The 22029-nt window shown below is 61.3% G+C and carries 19 protein-coding genes; 6 read left to right on the top strand and 13 right to left on the bottom strand.

The genetic code is table 11. From position 1 onward, the window contains the following. Nucleotides 1–54: 54 nt before the first annotated feature. From NE851_RS06220 to NE851_RS06205, 4 genes are all read left to right on the top strand, one after another. Nucleotides 55–1245: a M20 aminoacylase family protein gene (locus tag NE851_RS06220; RefSeq protein WP_127429868.1), complete on the top strand. Its 1191-nt coding sequence runs from the start codon at nt 55–57 to the stop codon at nt 1243–1245. 133 nt (nt 1246–1378) lie between these two features. Continuing rightward, nucleotides 1379–1858, top strand: coding sequence for an MEKHLA domain-containing protein (locus tag NE851_RS06215; RefSeq protein ID WP_164735881.1), 480 nt, complete (start codon nt 1379–1381; stop codon nt 1856–1858). 278 nt (nt 1859–2136) lie between these two features. After that, complete coding sequence (locus NE851_RS06210) at nt 2137–3261, top strand: metallophosphoesterase family protein (RefSeq protein WP_127429867.1); 1125 nt, start codon at nt 2137–2139, stop codon at nt 3259–3261. Continuing rightward, on the top strand, nt 3258–5885 hold the full coding sequence (locus tag NE851_RS06205) for an AAA family ATPase (protein WP_254955514.1): 2628 nt from the start codon (nt 3258–3260) through the stop codon (nt 5883–5885). The genes NE851_RS06210 and NE851_RS06205 overlap by 4 nt, the downstream gene beginning before the upstream one ends. Nucleotides 5886–5898: 13 nt before the next feature. Here the strand turns inward: NE851_RS06205 and NE851_RS06200 are convergent, their stop codons facing one another. The 8 genes from NE851_RS06200 to NE851_RS06165 all read right to left on the bottom strand — a co-directional run bounded on the left by NE851_RS06200 (nt 5899) and on the right by NE851_RS06165 (nt 14533). Next, entirely contained in the window at nt 5899–7167 is a 1269-nt protein-coding gene (locus NE851_RS06200; RefSeq protein ID WP_127429865.1) for an MGH1-like glycoside hydrolase domain-containing protein, read from the bottom strand. 19 nt (nt 7168–7186) lie between these two features. Further along, nucleotides 7187–8245, bottom strand: a complete 1059-nt coding sequence (locus NE851_RS06195) for an ABC transporter ATP-binding protein (RefSeq protein WP_047612080.1) — start codon at nt 8243–8245, stop codon at nt 7187–7189. Between the two features lie 13 nt (nt 8246–8258). Next, the gene (locus NE851_RS06190; RefSeq protein ID WP_127429864.1) at nt 8259–9116 is read right to left on the bottom strand and encodes a carbohydrate ABC transporter permease; all 858 of its coding nucleotides are present in this window, start codon (nt 9114–9116) and stop codon (nt 8259–8261) included. Further along, a complete protein-coding gene (locus NE851_RS06185; RefSeq protein ID WP_047614591.1) occupies nt 9113–9964 on the bottom strand; it encodes a carbohydrate ABC transporter permease in 852 nt (283 codons plus the stop codon). The genes NE851_RS06190 and NE851_RS06185 overlap by 4 nt, the downstream gene beginning before the upstream one ends. 72 nt (nt 9965–10036) lie before the next feature. Continuing rightward, nucleotides 10037–11311, bottom strand: coding sequence for an ABC transporter substrate-binding protein (locus NE851_RS06180; RefSeq protein ID WP_097596073.1), 1275 nt, complete (start codon nt 11309–11311; stop codon nt 10037–10039). A gap of 41 nt (nt 11312–11352) precedes the next feature. Further along, complete coding sequence (locus NE851_RS06175) at nt 11353–12363, bottom strand: LacI family DNA-binding transcriptional regulator (RefSeq protein WP_254955513.1); 1011 nt, start codon at nt 12361–12363, stop codon at nt 11353–11355. Between the two features lie 144 nt (nt 12364–12507). Continuing rightward, on the bottom strand, nt 12508–12831 hold the full coding sequence (locus NE851_RS06170; protein ID WP_097542572.1) for an antibiotic biosynthesis monooxygenase family protein: 324 nt from the start codon (nt 12829–12831) through the stop codon (nt 12508–12510). A 166-nt stretch (nt 12832–12997) separates the two neighbouring features. Further along, the gene (locus tag NE851_RS06165; RefSeq protein ID WP_097596057.1) at nt 12998–14533 is read right to left on the bottom strand and encodes a sensor histidine kinase; all 1536 of its coding nucleotides are present in this window, start codon (nt 14531–14533) and stop codon (nt 12998–13000) included. 457 nt (nt 14534–14990) lie between these two features. On the opposite strand from NE851_RS06165, the gene NE851_RS06160 reads away from it, so the two are divergent. Beyond that, on the top strand, nt 14991–15950 hold the full coding sequence (locus NE851_RS06160; protein ID WP_254955512.1) for an HD-GYP domain-containing protein: 960 nt from the start codon (nt 14991–14993) through the stop codon (nt 15948–15950). Nucleotides 15951–16017: 67 nt separating this feature from the next. Here NE851_RS06160 and speB read toward each other — a convergent pair whose 3' ends face one another. Then, on the bottom strand, nt 16018–17073 hold the full coding sequence (gene speB, locus NE851_RS06155; protein ID WP_097622441.1) for an agmatinase: 1056 nt from the start codon (nt 17071–17073) through the stop codon (nt 16018–16020). 96 nt (nt 17074–17169) lie between these two features. Here speB and NE851_RS06150 point away from each other — a divergent pair, with 96 nt between their 5' ends. Beyond that, nucleotides 17170–18333: an aminotransferase gene (locus tag NE851_RS06150; RefSeq protein WP_097622440.1), complete on the top strand. Its 1164-nt coding sequence runs from the start codon at nt 17170–17172 to the stop codon at nt 18331–18333. Here the strand turns inward: NE851_RS06150 and NE851_RS06145 are convergent. The 4 genes from NE851_RS06145 to hutC all read right to left on the bottom strand — a co-directional run bounded on the left by NE851_RS06145 (nt 18313) and on the right by hutC (nt 21987). Beyond that, entirely contained in the window at nt 18313–18849 is a 537-nt protein-coding gene (locus NE851_RS06145) for a flavin reductase family protein (RefSeq protein WP_047614579.1), read from the bottom strand. The genes NE851_RS06150 and NE851_RS06145 overlap by 21 nt on opposite strands. Then, the gene (locus NE851_RS06140) at nt 18846–20201 is read right to left on the bottom strand and encodes an LLM class flavin-dependent oxidoreductase (protein ID WP_025570094.1); all 1356 of its coding nucleotides are present in this window, start codon (nt 20199–20201) and stop codon (nt 18846–18848) included. The genes NE851_RS06145 and NE851_RS06140 overlap by 4 nt, the downstream gene beginning before the upstream one ends. A gap of 111 nt (nt 20202–20312) precedes the next feature. Beyond that, a complete protein-coding gene (locus NE851_RS06135) occupies nt 20313–21251 on the bottom strand; it encodes a LysR family transcriptional regulator (protein WP_025570096.1) in 939 nt (312 codons plus the stop codon). Between the two features lie 28 nt (nt 21252–21279). Further along, nucleotides 21280–21987 (bottom strand): histidine utilization transcriptional repressor HutC, encoded by a 708-nt coding sequence (gene hutC / locus NE851_RS06130; RefSeq protein WP_025570097.1) that lies wholly within the window; start codon nt 21985–21987, stop codon nt 21280–21282. Nucleotides 21988–22029: the final 42 nt, after the last annotated feature.

Here is a 22029-nt window from a genome sequence, read left to right as displayed (position 1 = left end):
GCTTCGACCCTCGGGCCGGAGCAACGGTTCTTTCGATCAATACTGGATGTTTTCATGCCCACGCTCGACAATGCCTATGCCCGCCTTTCCGATTTCGAAGCCATGGAAGCGCAGTTGAAGGCGACCCGCCAGTACCTGCATGCCCATCCGGAACTCTCCTTCGAAGAGGCGGAAACGGCGCGTTATGTCGCAGAAAAGCTGGAAGGCTGGGGTTATGATGTGACCCGCAATGTCGGTGGCCATGGCGTCGTCGCGCGGCTCAGCGCCGGCCGGGGTAACAAGGGCATCGCCATTCGCGCCGATATGGATGCATTGCCGATCATCGAGGCAACCGGACTTCCCTATGCCAGCAGCACGCCCGGCAAGATGCATGCCTGCGGCCATGACGGCCACACCACTGTGCTGCTTGGGGCGGCCGAATATCTTGCCCGCACCCGTCGCTTCAACGGCACGGTGACGCTGATTTTCCAGCCGGCGGAAGAGGCGGGCAAGAATAGCGGCGCCCAGGCGATGATCGCCGACGGCCTGTTCGAGCGGTTTCCGTTCGACGCCATCTTCGGCCTGCACAATCATCCTGGTGCTCCCGAAGGCACCATCCTGCTGCGATCCGGCCCGATGATGGCGGCGTCCGATACCGTCGAGATTACCATCAAGGGCAAGGGCGGCCATGCCTCACGGCCGCACCTGACCATCGATCCGGTGGTCGTGGCGTGCAACCTCGTCGTCTCGCTGCAGACGATCATCTCGCGCAACCTGGATCCAACCCAGACGGCGGTCATCACCGTCGGCACCATCCATGCCGGCGATGCCGTCAACGTCATTCCGGAATATGCCAAGCTCGCCTTGAGCGTGCGCTCCTTCGAACCTGGCATTCGCGATCTCTTACAGGAGCGCATCACCAAGCTTGCCCACTCGGTGGCCGAGGGTCACGGTGCTTTGATCGAGATCGACTATGATCGCGGCAATCCTGTCGTCGTCAACTCGCCTGCCGAGACGGATTTTGCCCGCATCGTCGCGGCCGAACTGATCGGCGAAGACAAGGTCGCGACCTGCCCGCTCATTCCCGGCAGCGAGGATTTTTCACACTTTCTCGAGCATAAGCCGGGCAGCTTCCTGCGCCTCGGCAACGGCATGAATTCCGCCATCCTGCATAGTGCCAAATATGACTTCGCCGATGCCAGCCTGACGGTCGGTGCGGCAATGTGGGCAAGGCTCGCGGAGCGTTACCTCCGGGACGACACCTGAAATCCCGGCTGCCCAGCTTTTACGGCGTCCCATTTGGAGCTTGCACTTTTTTGTAGCGCGAAAGGATTTCCTAGTCCTTTTTCATGCGAGAACATCCCTTCAGGATCTCTCGTCGCAATCCAGGATGCGCAGCATGATTGCCAACTATCACGACGCCGGACTCGACTTGTCCTGCGATCTCGAATTTTACGCCCTGATGGCGGAAAGCTTCGAACGAAGCGTCGGACGCCGCCTGGCGCCGGAGGGCCAAGGGGCCGAATGGCTTTACCACACGTCGCCGGCCGTAGTCCTTGCTCACAACACCGAAGCCGATCCACGCTTCATCTACGCCAACCGTGCGGCCCAGGCCTGCTTTGAATATTCATGGGACGAGTTCATCACTTTGCCGTCGCGTCTTTCCGCAGAGGCGCCGGACCGTGCGGAGCGCGAGAGATTGCTGAATGCCGTGGCAGCCAACGGCTTTATCGCCGACTACCGCGGACTTCGCATCGCCAAGTCAGGGCGGCGTTTCTATATCGAGAAAGCCATCGTCTGGAATCTCGTCGACCGCAACGGACGCCGTCACGGTCAGGCGGCAACGTTCGATTCCTGGCAGGACGAGCAGGTGAGCTGAGCGCTGGTGGTGTTCGACCAGGTTCCTCAACGCCGGCATTCCGTCGCTGTTGGCAGCTGACAATAGCGGACAAGGGACGGTGGCGGCTGGGCAATGCGATGTCGTATATCGCTGAGAGTTAGACAAGCATTGGATAACAGTGCGTTTGTCCAGGATAAGCTTGCCTCGCCAGTTATCGGGAGGCATGGTCTGTCCCTGAACAACGGAATCACGACACTGCGGGCGAAGCCCTTGGCCATGCTGGGAAGCTCGCGGCACATCGTAGACATGGCTGGCTAATGTTTTCCTTTCTGCACAGTTCGGACCTTCATATTGGCAAGCGATTTGGCAATCTTCCGGAGGATTTGAGAGGGCGCCTGCGTGAGGCCCGGCATGGCGTGATCACCAGGCTTGCCAATGCGGCGCGAGAGCATGGGGCGGGCGTTGTCCTGCTGGCGGGCGATACATTCGATACCGAGACGCCGACACCCGCCGTGCTTCGGCAGGCGCTTGGCGAGATGGCCCGGAATACGCCGCTGCGCTGGGTCCTGCTTCCGGGCAATCACGATTCGCTGCTGGCGGACCAGCTCTGGAGCGCGGCGCGCGGCGTGTTGCCCGACAATGTCACTCTGGCGACGGAAGCAGCACCCCTTGCGCTTGGACCTGACGTCGTCCTGCTGCCGGCGCCTTGCACGACCAGGAGGCCGGGCCGCGACCTGACCGAATGGATGACCGGTGCCGACACGCCGGACGGCGCTATCCGCATCGGCCTCGCCCATGGCCCGATCCAGGAATTTTCGGAGGATGCCACGGCCACGAACGTGATTGCGCCGAACCGCGCGGCGTTGGCCGGCCTCGACTATATGGCGCTTGGCGATTGGCACGGATTGGTGGCGGTGGACGCCAGAACATATTACAGCGGCGCTCCCGAGCCGGACCGTTTCAAGCATGACCGGCCAGGGCAGGCGATGGTCGTTTCCATTGCCGGACAGGGGGCGATGCCGACAACGACGGCGGTGACGACCGCCAGCTTTTCCTGGCAGACATTGCAGCTTCCGCTGCTGGCATCGGAAGACGGTGTTGAAGCGCTGAAGGCCGCATTGCCGGAACCGTTCGCGCGGCGACAAACCCTGTTGCGCGTCGCGCTGTCCGGCCGTGCCCGGTTGAACGGGCGGACGGCAATGATCAGCCTGCTGGAGCAGGTCGCGCCGGAATTTGCACATCTGGAGATCGATACCGACCTCCTAGGGACCGATTGCGAGAGCGATGATCTCGAGACCATCGACCGAGCCGGTGCGCTGCGCGATGCTGCGGACTTGCTGCTTGCCGAAAGCCTCGACGAGGCCCGTTCCGGCGACGACAGGACCGTGGCGCGTCAAGCATTAATCCGGCTGTTTTCTTATTGCGAGGCGATCGATCGATGAAACTGACCGCCCTTCGCCTCCACAATGTCAAACGCTTTGCCGGCCGCGGCATATCAGTCGAAGGAATCACCGACGGCGTCAATGTGCTGAGCGCCGCCAACGAACATGGCAAATCAACCTGTTTCGAGGCGCTGCATGCCCTGTTTTTCCAGCCGCACAGCGGCACGCCAAAGAACGTGCAGATGCTGCGTCCCTATAGCGGCGGCAATCCGATCGTCGAGGCCGATATCACGATCGACGCCGGCCGCTACCGCCTGACCAAGCAATTCTATGGCGGACGGCGCGCCAGCGTCACCGATCTCGGCAGCGGTCGGCTCGTCGCTCAGGCCGACGAAGCCGAGGCTTTCATCGGCGATCTCATTTCCGGTGGAACCTCCGGCCCGGCAGGCCTGCTCTGGGTGCGCCAGGGCGTCACCGGCATCGAAAATCGCAGCAAGAGTGAGGAAGAAAACGACAAGCGGGTGCGCGAAAGCCTGCTGTCGTCGGTGCAGGGCGAAGTGGAGGCGCTGACCGGCGGACGGCGCATGTCGGCGGTGCTTGAAGCCTGTGAGGAAGAACTCAATCGCCTGGTCACCGCGACGCTCCGGCCGAAGACCGGAGGCCGCTTTGCCGCCGCTCTCGAGGAGCGTGACCGGCTGCAGGAGGAGGAGGCGCGGCTGGCCAAGGAGGTGGAGATGCTGCACGGCGCGCTCGACCGCCGCCGCTCCGTGCAGGCGAGACTGAACGAGCTGGAAAATCCGGACGAGGAGGCCGGCCGGAAGGCGGCGATTGCCAATGCCGAGGCGGTGCTCGAAGCCGCCAAGCTGCACGAGAGGGAACTCAAGGCGCTCGATGCCGAGGCTGCCTTGGCCGCCAGCCGCCGCGAGGAGGCGCAGCAGGCATATGAGCGCTTCCGGGCCGCATTGAACCGCAGCGGCGAACTCGCGCGGCGTTTCGCCTTGGCGGCGAACGAGCTTTCCAATGCAGCCGAGCGACGCACGGCATCGCTGGTTGAAAGCGAGGCCGCAACGGCGGAGGTGCAGGCGGCCGAAGAAGACGAGCGGGTCAACCGCGAATTACTCGCGCGGCTGGAGGCGGCACTGCGTTCGCGCCACGCCGCCGAGCGTCTGGCCGAGGTTCGTCTGCGTCTCGAACAGGCGGAAGCGGCGCGGCAGCAGATCGAGGACGGGGAGGCGGCGCATGCATTGCTCGCCATTCCAGCCGATGGGATCGAACGGCTCGAAGCGCTGGATCTCAAGATCGTTGGCCTGCGTGCAGCCGCCGAAGTCGACCTTCCCACGCTCCGGATCGACTACCTGAAAGACGCCTCCGGATCGGTGAGCATGGACCACCAGCCTTTGCCTGGGGGCGAGGATAGGAGCTTTGCCGGAATGGCGAGGCTCGACATAGCAGGCGTCGGCACCCTGACCATTCATTCCAGCCGGCAGGTTGAGCAGGACGGAGCGCTGGAGACCGCGCAATCCGCCCGCCAAACATTGCTTGCCAAGCTCGGTGTCGACAGTCTGCTCGCGGCGCGGCAGCGCGACATTGCCGCGCGGAGCAAACACGAGGAGCTGGTGCGGGCGCGCCAGCGGCTCGCCGATCTCGCCCCGAAGGGCATCGACGCCCTTCACCTCGACGCCGCCCGATTTGCCGAACTCAGCCAGGGTCCGATCGAACTCGACGCCGACCCGGAAGAGGTGCGCGCCCGTCTCGCGGATGCGACGCGGCGCATCGAACTGGCGCGGAACCGGGCGCGGGAGGCATCGGTGATGCGCACCGAGGCCGGCGAGGCGATATTGCGCGCGCAGACAGAGCACGCCAGGCTTGGTCAGGAACTCGAGGCCATCGAGGCGATCATCGGTCCCGAAGCCGGCCGAAATGCCGTGCAACAGGACCTTGCCGTAAAATTGTCCAGCGCCAAAGAGCGGTTCGATGCGGTCGAGCTCCGGGCCGGACCTTTGCGCCGGACAGCGCGGGACCTCGCAGGCGCAGAGGCCGCCCTTGCCCGGGCGCGCTCGGTTGCCGACGCCGCAGGACGCGAAATTGCCAGGCTTCGCGAGGAGCTTGCCGATCTCGGCGGTCAGATCCGCACCCGCTCGGACAGCGCGGTGGAAGAAAACTGGTTGGAAAGCCGGGATTTGCTTGCAGCGGCGCGCGAACAGGTGAAGCGTTTCGAGACGGAGGTCGGGGTGCTCGATCGCCTGCGCAAGGCGCTGACGGCGACGCGGGCGGCGGCGCGCGACCTCTATCTCAAGCCGGTCATGAACGAACTCGCCCCGCTGCTCGGCCTGCTGTTCGACGATATCTCGATCACCTTCGACGGCGACACGCTGCTACCGCAGATCGTGCGCCGCAACGGCCAGGACGAGGATGTTGATCGGCTGAGCGGCGGCATGCGGGAGCAGCTCTCGGTGCTGACCCGCCTTGCATTCGCCCGGCTGCTTGCCCGCGACGGCCGGCCGGCGCCTGTCATCCTCGACGATGCGCTTGTTTATTCCGACGACGACCGGATCGAGCGGATGTTCGATGCGCTGCACCGCCAATCCCGCGACCAGCAGATCCTCGTCTTCTCCTGTCGGCAACGCGCCTTCGCCAAGCTTGGCGGAAACGTGCTGACCATGCAGCCATGGCAGCCGGATTGATCGAGATCGATGCTCAGGTAACGCCGACGCGTCGCTCAAGCCACAGATAGGCGGCAGCCGTCCAGGAAAAGCCGAGGCCACCGCAGCCTTGGCCGGTGACCGGGTCGAAATATTCTGCAAAACCTTCCGTTTCGATCGCTGTGATCGTGGATCGCCGCAGCTTTTCGGCGACAGCCGTGTGGCCGTTGCGCTTCAATCCGTCGATCAGAAGCCAGTTGATGATTGCCCAGGCGGGACCGCGCCAGTAACGCTTCGGCTCCCAGCTGGCGATGCCCGGCTTCGTCGTCGGAAAGGCGACCTTGAGATCCTTCGACCAGGCCTTCATTTCCGCAACCAGCGCGTCGGCAATCTGCTTGTCGAGATCCAGTGAGAGGAGGGGGATGAAACCGGCTTGCGTCGCCGCTTCGACATCTTCTCCCGAGATCAAGTCTTGCGAGACGAAGCGCGCGAGGTCCGGCCGCCATTGGGCCATGATCGCCTTGCGAGTGCGGTTGTTGAAGGCAGCGGTCTCGATCGCGTCCTCGGTCCGGTCGAACAGCCGGGCAAGGTGCTCGAGGTCTTCGCCGGCCTTGAGCAGGATAGCGGTCGTCTGGATCTCGGCGACCTTGAAGGACGCCTTTTCCCATTGTTTCGCCGGATCCCAGCCGCAGGCGGCATAGGTATCGACCAGATGAATGAAGCGGCGGTAATCCTCGTCACGCGGACGCATGTCGGCATCGACATGGCCGGTATCCTTGCGCACGACAGGGGTATCGGTGGTGGTGGGTACACGAGCGAGCGCGATGTCCCAGGCGGGAGAATTGTCGCTGCCGCTTTCCCAGGGATGCAGCAGCGCGACCAAGCCGGTGCCATCGGGATCGCGGGCGGAATACCACCAGCGATGCCATTTCAGCGCCGCTTCGTAAAGTGGCAGGGTACGGGCTTCGGCACCCTTGCCGGCGGCTTCATGCAGCTTGCGCAGTGCGATCGCAAAGACCGGCGGCTGGGTTATGCCGGAGGTCGCGATCGTGTGCTTCGTGCGCCAGACATCCGGTCCAGGAAAATAGGTTTCGCTTGGGGCGTGGAAGACGATATGCGGGATCATCCCGTCCGCCCACTGGCCCTCGACCAGCCGCTCCAGCTCGCGATAGGCGCGGTCGGTGTCGTAGAGCGCGAAGCCCATGGCGACGAAGGCGGAATCCCAGTTCCACTGGAAAGGGTAGAGCCGGTCGGTCGGCACCGTATAGCCGCCGCGATCGTTGGCGGCGAGGATGCGCTTGGCTTGGTCGACATGCATGTTCATTTCGGGAACTCCGGTATTCTCAGGCCAAGACGGCCGGAAACGACTTGCCGCTTTCGGGCGAAAGCCAGGTGATGCGCTTCTGGTCGAGCTTCAGGCCAATCGTCTCGCCGCTCTTCACGGTTTCCGAGGCCGGCAGGATGACGCGGACCGGCTGATCGTGGATCGAACCGGTCAGAAGCAGATGCGAGCCCATCGGCTCGGCAACGCGCACTCTCATTTCGAGACCCTGCGGCAACGGCGCGAGTTCGACGGCCTCGCCACGCAGGCCAAGGATGACTTCATTGCCGGATTCCCCAGGCGCTGCAAACTGCTCGGACCCTGCCGCCACCTGGCCGTTCGAAACCGGCACCTTGATGAAGTTCATCGGCGGATTGCCGATAAAACCGCCGACAAAACGTGTTGCCGGGTGATTGTAGATCTCGACCGGATGGCCGACCTGTTCGACCACGCCGCCATGCATGACGGCGATGCGGTCGGAAAGGCCCATGGCTTCCGTCTGGTCGTGGGTGACGTAGATCGTCGTGGTCCCCGCCGATTGCAGCACGGTCTTGAGTTCCGTGCGCATTTCGAGGCGGAGCAGCGCATCGAGGTTCGAAAGCGGCTCGTCCATCAGGAGAACCTTCGGTTCGACGGCAAGGGCACGAGCGACCGCGACGCGCTGGCGCTGGCCGCCGGAAAGCTTGTTCGGGTAGCGGTCGAGATATTGCTCGATATGCAACAGGCCGGCGGCCTTTTCGACCTGCGCCTTCACCCTGGTGTCGTCGGCCTTCTGCATCCGCAGCCCGAAGGCGACGTTCTCATAGACCGTCATATGCGGAAAGACGGCGTAGTTCTGGAAGACCATCGCCAGGCCGCGATCCTTAGGCGGTAGACCGATCACCGACTTGTCGCCGATACGGACATCGCCTGATGTTGCGGTCTCGAGGCCGGCGATGATGCGCAGCAGCGTGGTCTTGCCGCAGCCGGACGGACCGAGCAGCGAGACGAATTCGCCGTCGTTGATCGTCAGCGAGACCTCTTTCAGCGCCTGGAAGGCTCCGAAGCTTTTGCGGATGCGGTCGATGACAATATTGGCCATGTCGATGGTCCCGTTATTTGGAGGAAATGCCCCAGATCGCGAAGAGGTAACGCCTGACCGCGAAGATGAAGACAACCGAGGGAAGGATGAGCATCAGGCCGCCGGCAAAGCGGTAGTGCATCGGGCTTTCCGAGAGCACCGTCAGCAGGTAGGCGGTCAGCGTGCGGTTGCGCACCGTCAGCACCGACGCGGCAAAGACCTCGTTCCACGAGATGACGAAGGCAAAGACCGCTGTCGCGACGATGCCGGGCAAAGCCAGGGGCGCGACCACCTTGAAGAAGGCCTGGATGCGGGTGCAGCCGAACACCCAGGCGGCTTCTTCCAACTCTCTGGGCACGCCGAGGAAAATGCCCTGGGTGACGAGCGCGGCGAACGGAAGCGCCAGGACCGTATGGATGAGGCCGACGCCGACGATCGTATCGTAAAGGCCGAGCCGGATGAAGGAGACGGTCAGCGGCAGCGCCAGGATTGCCAGCGGGAAGGCGCGGGTCAGCAGCACCAGAAGGCGGTAACTGTCCTTGCCGCGGAAATCGTAGCGGGCGAGTGCGTAACCGGCCGGCGCGCCGAGCAGGATCGAAAGCGCCACCGTGATGCCGGCCGCACCAAGCGAGTTGAGAAAGGACTGGACGACGCCTTCGGTCTTCAGGAAGAGAAAAAAGGGCTCGAGGGATAGACCGGTGGGAAGGCCGGTCTTCGGCCAGACATAGACGCCCTGGCGACCGCCGAGTGCGCCGAGCGCCACCAGATAGATCGGCACCAGCACCCAGGCGCAGAGTGCGGCAATGCCGCTCCAGAGCAGCCAGCGTTGTGAAGAGATGAAGCCGGCGGCTTTGGGTGTGTCTGCGGCCGCGCTGATGGTGTCCGTGGTCATGGCAGGCGCTCCGGATCGACCTTCAAGGCCTTCAGATAGATGAGCGTGGCGGCGAGCGAGATGATCATGATCAGCACCGCATAGGCGGCAGCGACGCTGTAGTTCTGGTTCTGGTTCTGCCAGTTGTAGGCCTCACCGACGAGGACCGGGAAATTGCGCCCGCCGAGCGCATAGACCACCGCGAAGACCTCGAAGGCGAGCACGGTGCGCAGGATCAGCGCCGATTGCAGGGCGGGGCGGATCAGCGGCAGGGTGATGCGCCAGAAGCGCGTCCACGGACCAGCCCCGAAGATTTCGGCGGCTTCTTTGAATTCCTTCGGCACCTGGTTCAGGCCGGCGACGATGATGACCATGACGATGGCCGTGCCGCGCCAGATTTCGGCAACCGCAATGGCGATGAAGAGCGCGACCGGCGTCTGGTAGGAAAGCCAGCTTGCCTGCCTGCCGATGATGCCGAGGCCGAAGAGCAGCGAATTCAGATAGCCGGTATTCTGCAGGATCGACAGCCAGACGAGACCGGCGGCGAGATCGGAAATGCCGAGCGGGATTGTCCAGATCCAGAGGATCGTCTCGCGGCCGCGGCCGACTTTGGCGACCATCGTGCCCATGGCAAGCGCAATGGCGATCTGCACCGGCACGACCGCGATCGTCAGCAGGAAGGTGTTCTTCACGGAGCGGGTGAAATTGATGTCGGTGACCATGCGCTCGGCATTCGCCAGCGACGGCGCGCCATTGTCCGAAACCGCCAGCCAGATCGTCTGCACCAGCGGCATGACGAACAGCAGCGCCAGAAAGGCGACGGATGGCAGGATCAGCAGATAGGGGATCCAAGGTCGGCTATTGGTCATCGGCTTCCGCCTCGACGAGCAGAGGGTTGAAAGAGCGCCCGGGCATTTCGCCCGGACGCGTCGCGGGCGGATTTATTCGACCGGGCAGGGGCCGTCGCTCTTGGCATCGGGAGCCCAGCAGGCAGCCTTTGTGTCGGTCATCAGCTTGGCCATCGTGGCGCCCTGGGCCTTCAGCACGTCTGCGACGGGCTCGTTCTGCAGCACGATGCGCTGAAAACTGTCCATGTAGACCTTGTTGAATTCGCCGCCCTTGTCGCCGAGGCCGACCGGCAGCAGCGAGATGACCGCGTCCTTGGAAGCCTGGGTGGCCGTGACCGCCCCGGCGAGCAGCGCGACGCCGGCATCGAGATCCGGCGGCAGCTTGACGCTGAGGGTCGGGAAGAAGCCGACCTTGGAGGCGGTCAGCAACTGCGTCTCCGGCATGGAAAGGTGCTCGATGATTTTTTCTGCGCCGGCCTTGTCAGGCGCGCCCTTCGGAATGGCGAGACCAGCAACGACTGGCATGTAGCCGCGGCCCTTGGGACCCGCGGGAGCGGGGAAGACCACATAATCATCCGGTGCGGCGGAAATGGCATTCTTCAGTCGGGCGATATGGTCCCAGGCGACCATGACTTCGCCGGCAGCCAGCGGCTCCTGCATGAAGTCGTAGCTGGTCGAGTTCGGTGTCACATAGGTCCATAGCGCCTTCAGCTTCTCCCAGCCGGCCGCGGCGTCCGCACTTTGGAAGGTGCGCACGACACCCCCTGTGAAGGATGGATAGAAATAGCCCTGGAAGTACCGCGCCATCAGCCCCTTCGGGCCGGCCGGGAAGCCGATCTGCGGCTGGCCGGTCGCCTCCTGCATATTCTTGCCCCACGCGATCAACTGGTCATAGTTCAGCGCGTTTACGTCGGCGCCATCAGGCAGGTATTGCAGCGCCTCCTTTTTGGCGGCCATCACATAGGTCGCCTGCATCCACGGAATGTACTGCTGGGTGGACTTGCCGAGCTTGCCGAGATCGAGCAGCGACTGCGGCATGCCGCTCGCTGCCAGCTTCGTGGCGAGATCGTCGAGCGGTTCGAGCGTGTCCTTGTCGGCGAGCGGCGAAAGCTCGCCATGCAGCGCGCCGACGAGGCTGACGGTGCGCTTGCCGGCCTGGCGCTCGGCTTCCATGCGGACAGCAAACTGCGGCGGCTCTTCGACCACGTAATCAACCGCGCCGACGTCCTTCAGGAGTTCCTCGCGCACAACCGTCGCCTCCTCGATCGGGCGAAGCTGGGTGGACACGAACACCGTCTGGGCAAGCACCGGCGAGGCGAAGGCCAGCACGGTGGAAGCCAGAATTCCAAATGACATGATATGTTTCATCTTCTCCTCCTTCATTGTTTTTGTTTGAGATGCACTGCTGTCTATGCCGCCTTCAGGGGACGGCGATGGCTGTCGCGATCGACGAATTCGATCGCGTGAAGCTCCTGGAGTTCTTCGGCGGGTTCCCCGGCAATGGCGCGCAACAGCAGCGAGGCGAAGCTCGCGCCGAGATTTTCGCCGGTCATGCGCATGGTCGAGAGCGGAGGACTGGTAAAGGCGCCCATCGGCAGGTCATCATGGCCGACGATGCTGATCTGATTGCCGCCATCGACCTCGCGCAGTGCCCTCAGCGCCCCGATCGCCATTTCGTCGGTGGCGCAGACGAGCGCGGTCGGACGCGACGGCTGGCGCAGTAGTTCGAGCGCCGCGAGATAACCGCCCTGTTCCAACGGCGCACCTTCGGCGCAGAGGTCGGTGGCTAGGCCGCATTCCTCCATCGCCGCCCGCCAGCCGCAGCAGCGGTCATGTGCGAAATAATATTCCTGCGGGCCGGCGATATGGCCGATACGGCGGTGGCCGGTGGCATGAAAACGCAGCGTCGCGGCCCGAAAACCGGCAAAGCCGTCACCGTCGATAAACGGATGCGGCAGCCGGCTTTCGGTGCGGCCGTTGGTAACGAAGGGAATACCGCGCGACTGCAGGAATTCGACGCGCTCGTCCCTCCGCTTGGTGCGGACGAGAAGCATGGCGTCGACGCGCCGGCCATCGACGAAGCGGCGGCAGATATCGAGTTCGCTCTCGCCGCGCGGCACCGGCGCAATCACCAGATTGAGGCCGGCAGCAGCAAGATGTTCGGCGCAGCCCGACAACATATCGAGGAAATGCGGAGGGCCGATATGGCCGGGATCGCTCGGCAGCGTGACGGCGACCAGTTCGGCGCGCTGCCTGCGCAGACGGCGGGCCGAAGCATTCGGCCGGTAACCAACCTTGTCGGCAGCCTCGCGAACCCGCTCGCGCGTGGCCGCCGACACATCGGCATAACCGTCAAGCGCACGCGACACAGTGGTGATCGACAGTCCCAGCGATTGCGCGAGTTGTTTGAGATTGGCCAAGGTCTTCCTCCCGAAGTGAGAAAAAGATTCTCCAAAACGTTTTGGGAGTCAAGCCAAAACGTTTTGGATTTCTTGGCGACGTCATGCGTATGATCTTTCCATATGAGCAGAGACGTCACGGAGATATGCGAAGGGCGGGTCTTCTCAACGCAGCCTAGGCGGAACCACTATCTTGTGTATCTGGATACGCTCGGGAAGTTCGCACAGTAGTTCTGCGTCCCGTTCCAAATGGTGAACCTGCTGTGGATCGCCTTTCGTAAACGCGGTCATCGATTCCATGTCGGCCCAATACGAAATTGTCGTGAACCACGTCTCATCCTCACGGTCTTCGCGCAGCAGTTGAACGCCAAGCGCTGTCTTTAACAGGGGAGGAATTCCCACTGCCCGGTTGTAGGCTTCATATTCGTCAGCGAATTCCGGCTTCGTGCGGCCGCGCCAGATGCGAGCTATGCTTGGAACATTCGTCATGTCTTTCTCCCGGTGACATCTGACAAGCTGCGGTCGAGGAAATCGCGCACCAGCGGCAGTGCATTCTGGAAGATGGGTCGCCCAAGCGCGACGAAAAGTGTTCCCCGATGCAGCAGGCATAGAAGGCCTGCATGCGCAGGGACGCAGGCATCGAGTTGATGCTCGCTCAATCAGTGAGCTTGAGTGTCGCCGTAAACTGCGTCCCGTCCTCGCGGTAGTATTCCGCCTCGCCATGCAGTTGATTTACAAAGGCTTTAATCAGCCTTGTCCCCATTCCGGGTTCGTCCGATCGACCGTCGAATCCGATCCCGTTATCTGCGACGGTCAGCCTGGATTGCTCTCCCTCTGTCGCGTGCAGCATGACGCGAATATTTCCGGATTCTCGGCCCTCGAACGCGTATTTCATGCTGTTGGCAATCAACTCGTTGAGCAGGAGGGCAAACGGCGTTGCCTTGTCAGCAGCAATGACGATGTCGTCGATTTCAAAGGCGACGGACACGGCGCGACCATGGACGTCGACCAGCGTCTTGACGAAGGATGGAATGAATTCGCGCGCGGATATCCCGCTAAACTGGTCGAAGCCGTACATCTGCTCGTGAACGGCGGACATCGCAGAAATGCGCTGATTTAGTTTTTGAACGGCTTCCTGCTCAAAACCCTGTAAGCGCAACAGGGCCATCACCGTCTGCAGGTTGTTCTTCACTCGGTGATGTATCTCCCGCATGAGCGTTTCATTTGACCGCAACGCATCCGCAAGCTGCCTGGTGTGCAATGTGTCGACCTTGATGAGATTCTGGATCCACAAAGCGGCTGCCAAAGCTCCGATGAGGGCGAAGGCGATCAACGAAGCCGCAATTTTGGCATCCTCCCAAAAGGGCTGCATGATTACATGGATGTCTGCCGACGCAATGGCCACAAAAGGGGTGCGTTCGAGGATCCGGTATGCGACCAAGCGATCCTCATGGTCGACTGGCGACACGGAGCGGTAGGTGCCTGATGTCGCCTTCCTCATATAGTCGGTAAACAGCTTGTGGTTTCGCATATCGACCGGTCCGTCGGGTTCCGGGTATCGGGCGATAAGTTGCCCGTCGCGTCTGATGAGGCTGACGATCGAGTTCTCGCCTAACGCGACTGCGTCCCATATTGGCCTTAGAATGCTCGCGTCGAAGGCAATCACGGCGACGCCGGCGAACACGCCGTTTCGTTCTAGCCTGCGGCTGAAGACGAATATCTGCCGCTGGCTAAGGCGGCTGATGATCAGCGAAGATGTATATTCGTCGGCACCGTTTCTCAGCCGGACGAAGTAGTCGCGGTCTCTAACGTCGATCGGCTTGATATCGCGATCATTCGAGAAGAGCGTTTTTCCGTCGGCCCCGATGACATAGGCAGTCGCCAGAGGCGGGAGGTCGTTGACGGCAGCGGCAAGATCGCGCAGGCGATCCGGGCCGGGCAAAGATGTGCTCGGCCCCAGAGTATCATCGATCCGGTGCAGGGTCTCACGAGCAAGGGAATTCAACCAGTTCGCGTTGGCTGCAACGATTTTGGAAGCGGCGCTGACACGCTCGTCGCCACGGCGCACAGTTGTCTCGTAGCTGGATACCAGCCAGAGCGACAAGAGGGTGATCAGCGACAGAAACATCAGCGCGATGATCGCGAGCGATGCTTTTCCTACGGAGCCAACATATTTATCGCCACCGATCATCTCTTACGCCAAATTCCATTGTGCGGCGACGGCCAGATGGGGACATTGCAACGCATTCCGAACCATATCCGATAAGCTGATTTCTTACTCTCGAAAATTATGCGGCTCACGCTCCGGCGCTCTCAAGGGTACGACTTAGGATTGTATGTTCACAGTCTTTAGAGAATGACGTGACATCAGGTCAATCTCACTGCTTTCGAAAAGGAGTCAGAATGGTGGAGAAAACCTTTCATACGCGAAGCTCGGCTTCCGGCGTCCATTCGATCAAAATCTAATCAACCTCGTAACCTGATCTGAAAGTCGGTTTGGTAGGGAGCATGGACAGCGGCTCAGCAACAATAACACCTCTGCGAGAGCCTTCAGCCCCTCTTGACCCCGGATGGCGGGATTTCCGCGCCAGGACCATCCGATACCCGACACTACGCTGATACCAAGGTCATTCTGAATCGGATTAGAAATGCGAAAAAGAATACATGTGAGTCAATTGCGGGTGGGAATGTATGTCGAGGATGTTGAAATTCATGGAGAAGATACGACACGCCGGTTCAAACCGTTCCTGATCTCATCGGCCGGTCAGGTTGAGAGCTTGATGGCACGTCGCCTGATGACTGTCGTCATTGACGTCAGAAAAGGCTCGGATGTCGAACCAGGTGGGCCACAGGAAATCGATCGGGTTGCGTTTGACGCCCAGCTCCGCGCCGTGTTTTCGGCGCGGGAAATCGAGCAGGCGAGACAATGCGTAGAGGATACGAGACCGCAAATTCGCCACATGCTGGCTGACGCCAGGATCAAAGCCACTTTTGCCAGTGATGCGGCAAGCTCTGCTGTGGAGAGGATCATGTCTGCAGCCCTCGACAACGCCGGTGCACTCATCGCAATCGCGAGGCTGAAGGACAAGGATGAGTTGACGTTCCTCCACTCGCTGGCGGTTAGCGCGTTGATGATCACTCTCGGGCGCGGCCTCGGTCATGGTGAAGAGGAGGTACGGGTACTGGGACTTGGCGGCCTGGTTCATGATCTTGGAAAAATGGCGCTCCCCGACGAAATTTTAACGAAACCCGGCAAGCTGACGGCTGAGGAAATGAGTCTCGTTCGCGGGCATCCTCAGCGGGGATATGAGCTGGTTTCTCATGTCGCCGATGTGCCCAAGCAGGTGCTCGACATTTGCCGCCATCACCACGAGAAATTCGACGGCTCCGGCTATCCTAGTCGGCTCGCGGGAAAGAATATCCCATACGTAGCCCGGCTCGCGGCCATCTGCGACGTGTATGAAGCCCTGACGACAATCAGGCCGTATAAGCGCGCTTTCTCACAAGCTGAGGCGATCAACATCATGATGAATTCGCCAGGTCATTTTGACAGCCAGCTGCTATCCGCGTTCGTGTCAAAAATGGTGATCAGCGGCACGCTTCACTAAGCATGTCGCGAAAAGGTGCCGCGGTGGCCCATCCGTCCAATTGCCAGAGTTGACCGAGAGGTCGGCCTTAGCGTTTGCCGATCGACGGACTAAACACCATGAGGCTCAGAATTTCGAAGAGCACCTGTGCTGCGGCGTGGGCCGTGTTGGTCGTTGCGTCATATTGCGGGGCGACTTCGACGACGTCCCCACCCACCAGGTTGATCCCTTTCAGCCCGCGTATCAGTTCCAGGACTTCACGCGTGGTCAATCCACCGACCTCGGGCGTGCCCGTGCCGGGCGCAAAGCTCGGATCAAGGCTGTCGACGTCGAAAGAAAGATAAGTCGGGCCATCGCCGACGATGGATTTTGCCTTGGCAATGACAGCGGCAATCCCCATTCCGCTGATGTCTTCTGCGTGGATCACCGTCATTCCCGACGCATAGGAGAATTCCCACAAATATTCCGCCGAACCCCGGATGCCGATCTGGATCGTCCTTGTCGGATCGAGCACGCCGTCCAGCACCGCATTGCGGAACGGTCCGCCGTGATGAAACTTCGTCTGATCGAAGGCGCCGCTTGTGTCGCAATGGGCATCGATGTGAATGAGGCCGACCGGTTGCTGCCGACCGATGGCCTTCAAAATCGGTTGGCTGATGGAATGATCGCCTCCGACGGAAAGCGGGGCAACGCCGGCATCGACGATCTGGCCGACGCGTTTTTCGATGTCGTCGTGGCTGAGCTCCAGCCGGTAACGGCTCTGGAACGGCACGTCGCCAATGTCGGCGACCCGAAGATCGAAGACCGGCGCCGTGGCGAGAACGTGATTGTAGGGGCCGATCCTTTCGATAGCGCGAAGCGCTCTCGGTCCGAAGCGCGAGCCTGGACGATTGGTGACGCCAAGATCCATGGGGATGCCGGTGATCGCAACCTGGAGATTGCCGAAGTCCGGATCCTCGGCCGCAACCTGCATGTAAGGCGCGCTGAGGAAAGTCGGTATTCCGGCATAGGGCGCCAGTCTCGTGCCGTTCTTGGAGATGATCTTCTCCGCCACTTTCCGAAACTTCTCGTCGAAGATCTCGCCGCCATTGGCGTCCGCAAATTCTGCCCGCAGTTGTTCCAGCCGCGTTTTGTCCCACACCATGCGCTTGCGTCTCCGCTTCAGGTCCGTCTCGTCAGACAAAGAGGTTGAGAAAGCAATTGGTATCGTTGTAGCAATCGGTATCAAAGAGAAATCGACATGATCGCTGCAAAACCCAATTCCCTCGTTGCCCGCCTCTCTGCCCCGCCTATTCCTTCGGTCGTCGCCTGGAGCCGCGAATACAAGGGCGAAAAAGGACCGCTCATCGATCTGTCGCAAGCCGTCCCCGGCTATCCCGCGCATCCGGAAATGCTTCGTCTTCTGGCCGAGGCGGCCGGTCAACAGGCGATGACCGGATACGGGCCGATCGAGGGCGAACCTCTGTTGCGCAAGACCTATGCGGCTCACCTTGCCGAGCTTTACGGCGCCGAGCTTTCCGCCGGCAATATCCATATCACCGCCGGCTGCAATCAGGCCTTCATGTGTGCGGCGATCGCGCTTGCGGGCGCCGGCGATACGGTGGCGCTCACCAATCCCTTTTATTTCAATCACGACACAACGCTGTCGATGCTGGGCATCGGGCGTCGATTGGTCGATTGCGCCGCCGCCGGCGGGTTCCTTCCCGATCCGCGTTCGGCCGAGGCTGCACTTGCGGCCGGCGCGAAGATGCTTGCCGTCGTAACACCCAACAATCCCACCGGAGCGGTGTATCCGCCAAGCCTGCTGCACGAGCTTTTCGTCCTCTGCCGGAAATATGGCGCCTGGCTGATCCTCGATGAAACCTATCGCGATTTCCTTGGCGAGGATTATGGGCGGCCGCACTCTTTGCTGTCCGAGCCGGACTGGGAGGACACGCTCGTTCTTCTCTACAGTTTTTCGAAATCCTTCTGCATTCCCGGTCATAGACTGGGTGCGATCACGGCAGGCCCCAAGCTCATCGCCGAGATCGCCAAGGTCATGGACAATATGCAGATCTGCGCGCCGCGCTCGGCTCAGATCGCCGTTGCATTGGCCCTCCCGGCGCTTGCCGATTGGCGGGCCGGCAATCGGCTGGAGATCGCCCGCCGGGCCGATGCGTTGAGGCAGGTCTTTTCCGGGCTGCCGGATTGGAAGATCGGAGCGATCGGCGCCTATTTTGCCTTTGTCCGCCATCCCCACGCCGATCGATCGTCTTCAGAGGTTGCCGAAAAGCTCGCCAGGGAAGCCGGCATAGTTTGTTTGCCCGGCGCCTATTTCGGGGAGGGACAGGAGCGCTACCTCAGACTTGCCTTCGCCAACGCGGATGTGGCCTCGATCGGATTATTATCCGAGCGCCTTCGCTAGACCGCTGCGATCGGCCTCCGCCGGAAGTTGATGATAGCCACCGCGCCAGTAAAGCAGGGGTCCCATGTCCTGCCGGATTTCGATAGCGCAGACATGTCCGACCAAAATCGCATGAGAATTGTAGTGGAATGCGGTTTCGAGCTTGCAGTCCAGGACCGTCAGGGCATTTTCAAGGGCGGCGGCACCCGTCTTGAGGCGATACCATCCCGCGTCGCCGTAACGTTCGGCGCCTTTTCGCCCGTCGAGACCGGCAAAGGATTGGGCCACCTGCTGCTGGTCGGCGGCGAGCACGTTGACACAGAAGCAGCCGTACCGCTGCAGCGCCGGCCATGAGGAAGACGCGCGGTTGACACTGACGATGACGGAAGGCAACGCCGCCGAAAGCGAGGACACCGAGGTTGCGGTGAAGCCGGTGCGGTCTTGCCCGTCGCCGACCGTAATCACGCTGACCGCCCCTGCCAGATGACGCATCGAAAGCTTGAAGTCCGCCTCGCTGATCAAAGCCTCGGCACTCATCGGGCTGACTCTTTCGTTTTGGCAAAGCGGTTTACAGGCATTGAAAGACCGAGGTTTTCACGCAAGGTCTTGCCCTCGTATTCCTCGCGGAACAGCCCGCGGCGGCGAAGCTCGGGCAGGACCAGCCGCACGAAGTCGTCGAGACTCGACGGCAAGGTCGGAAACATCAGGATGAAGCCGTCGGCGGCGCGCGTCTCGAACCATTCCTCCATGAAGTCGGCAATCTGGGACGGCGTGCCCGTGATGCCATTTCCAGTATGTTTCTCGGCATAGTGCCGGATGAGTTCGCCGACGGTGTGGCCGCCTTTCACGAAATCGACCAGCTCGTCGAACAGAGCGCGTGACCCCTTCGGCGCCGCCGGCAGCCGATCCATAGGGAAGGGCTTGTCGAGAGCGACGTCGTGCAGGTCCGCTTCCAGGAATTCGGAGAGCATCAATCGGCCGACATCCGGATGCATCTTGTCGATCAGATAATCGACCTTGGCCTTTGCCTCGGCCTCGGTTTCACCGACATTGATCACGATGCCCGGCATGATTTTCAGATCGTCCGGATCGCGTCCATAGGCCGGCATCCGGCGCTTGACGTTTTCGTAGAAGGCCCGGTTACGCTCGATATTCGATGCGAGGCTGAAGACGATCTCGGCGGTTCGCGCCGCCATGTCCATTCCGGGTTCCGAACCGCCCGCCTGGGCGATGACAGGACGGCCCTGGGGTGTTCGCGCGATGTTGAGGGGTCCGCGAACCTGGAAGTGCTTACCTTTGTGATTGAGCGCATGGTGCTTGTCCTTGTCATAATAGACACCGTTTTCACGGTCGAGAAGCAGTGCGCCTTCCTCGAAGCTGTCCCAAAGACCGAACACGACATCGACGAATTCGTTGCCGCGCTCATAACGAAGCGCATGCGGGTCGAGCCCCTCGCGGTTGAAGTTGTAGCCGGTTTCGTCGTGATCTGACGTGACGACGTTCCAGCAGACGCGGCCCTTGCTCAGATGGTCGATCGAGGCGAACAGACGCGCGACATTGTATGGCTCGTAGTAACTGGTCGAGACGGTCGCCACGAGACCGAGATCGCTGGTGGTGACGGCCAGAGCCGAAAGCAGCGAGAGGGGTTCGAAACGGTTCATCTTGGTCGGAATGCGGGCAAGCGCATTGGCGTCGCCGACGGCAGCGGCGGGGGAATCCGCCATGAACATGAAATCGAATTTCGCCGCTTGGGATCGTTTGGCGACATCGAGCAGATGGGCGAAGTCGTTGGCGCCCTTGACGTCGCTTGCCGGATGCAGCCAGGAGGCAGGATGAAAGCCGAAGGTATAGACGAAAGTCCCGAGTTTCATCTTGTCGGTCCGCGCCATTGAGCTCTCCTGCTTTGTCGGGTCATGCCGCCAACGCAAGGCGACTGAGCGAATTATCGCCCGGCGCAAATTTTCATCAATATCGCCCAGCTGGGTTCCGTTTTAGTTTTTCTAAAGCATTGGCTTGGGCGCCGACGCCACAGCCTGCTGACGGGAAATAGCAACGAGCCAATCGCGGAATTCGCGCCCATGCGGCTTCTGCAACGCCGCACGATCCCAGGCGAGGAAATAGCTTTCACGCAGTGCAATGCGTATGTCGACCGGAATGACGAGCGTTTGCGCCGCGAGCTCATCCGAGATCATCGACATTTGCGCCAGCACGACGCCGCGTTTGTTGACGGCAGCGTCAATCGCACTGCTCGACAGGGTGAAAGAGAGGCCTGATGTCGACGCATCGAAGGAAACGCCGGCCTTGGCGGCAAACTCCGCCCAGCTGGGATAAGGAGTGAAGTGTCGTTCCCACTCGACATGCAGGAGGGGCTGTTCGAAGAGATCGCGAGCCGCATGCGCGCGATCCTGCATCAGCGCCGGCGAGCAGGCCGGCACGACCCAATCCCGAAACAGTTCGGTGTAATGTTCGTGCTGCAGCACGTCCGACCCATAGCTCACGCGGAAATCGACATCATCGAAGCCGATCCGGGGCTCTTTGTCGCGTCCGATGATTCTCACCTGCACGTCGGGATGAAGGGCCTGCCAGTCGAAGATGCGCCTGCCGATCCATTTGTTGACGACAGAGGACAGCGCACTGAGGACCAGTGCCGTCTCATTGCGCGCTTTTTCCAGCAGTTGTTCGGCGCGCGCAAATTGCTCGAACCCCTTCGATATCTCCTGATGATAGAGCCGGCCCCAGGCGGTCAACTCGACGGTTCGTCCGCTGCGCTCCAGAAGTGAAACTCCCAGAAAGCTCTCGATCTTGCGAATCTGCTGGCTGATGGCCCCTGGCGAAACCTTGAGCTCCAGTGCCGCAGCCGTCACGCCGCCGCAGCGCCCCACGGCCTCGAAGGCTTGCAAACTCTTCAGCGGGATCGTCTTGAAGCGCTCATCGGTCACTTGCACAGCCTCTCGTGATTTGCGCCACTCAATTTGCCATCGGATGAAAGGTCCCCGCAAACTGGAACCGGTTGCCTGGATGGACAAACTCGACATAAGTCACCGTGCGGCCATTCTGCCAGGTCTGGCGGATGAGGCTAAGGCAGGCCTCGCCTTTCTCTGTCTGCAGGATTCGGGCGGTCGCACTATCGGCCGAAACGGCACGAATGACATGTTTGGCCTTGGACCAGGGAACCTCCTGCAGCAGCCATTTGCCGGGGGGAGTTGAGGCAAAGCTTTCTTCTCTCGCCCGCGGGACGGCATCAAGCATGATGATGCGCCGCTCGATGGCATTCGGTCTGCCGTCGACGATGTGCAGGCATTGAAGCCTGAGGACTTCTGCATCGGCAGCTTCCGACAGCTGCTGCGCTTCCGCCTCTCCGAGGCGCTCGATCTTGCGGGCGAGGATTTCGAAGTGGTGTTCGTGCCCGGCCAGTTCCGCCTCGGTGCTGATATCCTGGATATCCATCACCGTGCGGTCGATCTGGGGGGAGGCGACGAACGAACCGGTCTTGCGCCTTCTGACGATCATGCCGCGCTCGGCCAGCGCCGACAGCGCCTTGCTGACCGTCATGCGCGAGCATTGATATTGCGCCACGAGTTCGCGCTCGACGGGAATGCAGTCACCTGGCCGCCAAATGCCGCTGATGATCTTCGTCTCGATATCCGTAAAAATACGCTGGTAAATCGATACCAAGTCCGCACCTCATCCGGCGTCAACGATCATAAGTTCCGGAAC

Origin of the sequence: Rhizobium anhuiense bv. trifolii (assembly GCF_024346605.1) — a bacterium.
GTDB lineage: Bacteria > Pseudomonadota > Alphaproteobacteria > Rhizobiales > Rhizobiaceae > Rhizobium > Rhizobium anhuiense.
This window is presented reverse-complemented; position numbering and strand designations above follow the sequence as displayed.

Excerpts from the sequence above, each read along its gene's own strand:
- NE851_RS06220 (WP_127429868.1), top strand. The coding sequence starts at position 55 with ATGCCCACGCTCGACAATGCCTATGCCCGCCTTTCCGATTTCGAAGCC.
- NE851_RS06215 (WP_164735881.1), top strand. The coding sequence starts at position 1,379 with ATGATTGCCAACTATCACGACGCCGGACTCGACTTGTCCTGCGATCTC.
- NE851_RS06210 (WP_127429867.1), top strand. The coding sequence starts at position 2,137 with ATGTTTTCCTTTCTGCACAGTTCGGACCTTCATATTGGCAAGCGATTT.
- NE851_RS06205 (WP_254955514.1), top strand. The coding sequence starts at position 3,258 with ATGAAACTGACCGCCCTTCGCCTCCACAATGTCAAACGCTTTGCCGGC.
- NE851_RS06200 (WP_127429865.1), bottom strand. The coding sequence starts at position 7,167 with ATGAACATGCATGTCGACCAAGCCAAGCGCATCCTCGCCGCCAACGAT.
- NE851_RS06195 (WP_047612080.1), bottom strand. The coding sequence starts at position 8,245 with ATGGCCAATATTGTCATCGACCGCATCCGCAAAAGCTTCGGAGCCTTC.
- NE851_RS06190 (WP_127429864.1), bottom strand. The coding sequence starts at position 9,116 with ATGACCACGGACACCATCAGCGCGGCCGCAGACACACCCAAAGCCGCC.
- NE851_RS06185 (WP_047614591.1), bottom strand. The coding sequence starts at position 9,964 with ATGACCAATAGCCGACCTTGGATCCCCTATCTGCTGATCCTGCCATCC.
- NE851_RS06180 (WP_097596073.1), bottom strand. The coding sequence starts at position 11,311 with ATGAAACATATCATGTCATTTGGAATTCTGGCTTCCACCGTGCTGGCC.
- NE851_RS06170 (WP_097542572.1), bottom strand. The coding sequence starts at position 12,831 with ATGACGAATGTTCCAAGCATAGCTCGCATCTGGCGCGGCCGCACGAAG.
- NE851_RS06165 (WP_097596057.1), bottom strand. The coding sequence starts at position 14,533 with ATGATCGGTGGCGATAAATATGTTGGCTCCGTAGGAAAAGCATCGCTC.
- NE851_RS06160 (WP_254955512.1), top strand. The coding sequence starts at position 14,991 with ATGCGAAAAAGAATACATGTGAGTCAATTGCGGGTGGGAATGTATGTC.
- speB (WP_097622441.1), bottom strand. The coding sequence starts at position 17,073 with ATGGTGTGGGACAAAACGCGGCTGGAACAACTGCGGGCAGAATTTGCG.
- NE851_RS06150 (WP_097622440.1), top strand. The coding sequence starts at position 17,170 with ATGATCGCTGCAAAACCCAATTCCCTCGTTGCCCGCCTCTCTGCCCCG.
- NE851_RS06145 (WP_047614579.1), bottom strand. The coding sequence starts at position 18,849 with ATGAGTGCCGAGGCTTTGATCAGCGAGGCGGACTTCAAGCTTTCGATG.
- NE851_RS06140 (WP_025570094.1), bottom strand. The coding sequence starts at position 20,201 with ATGGCGCGGACCGACAAGATGAAACTCGGGACTTTCGTCTATACCTTC.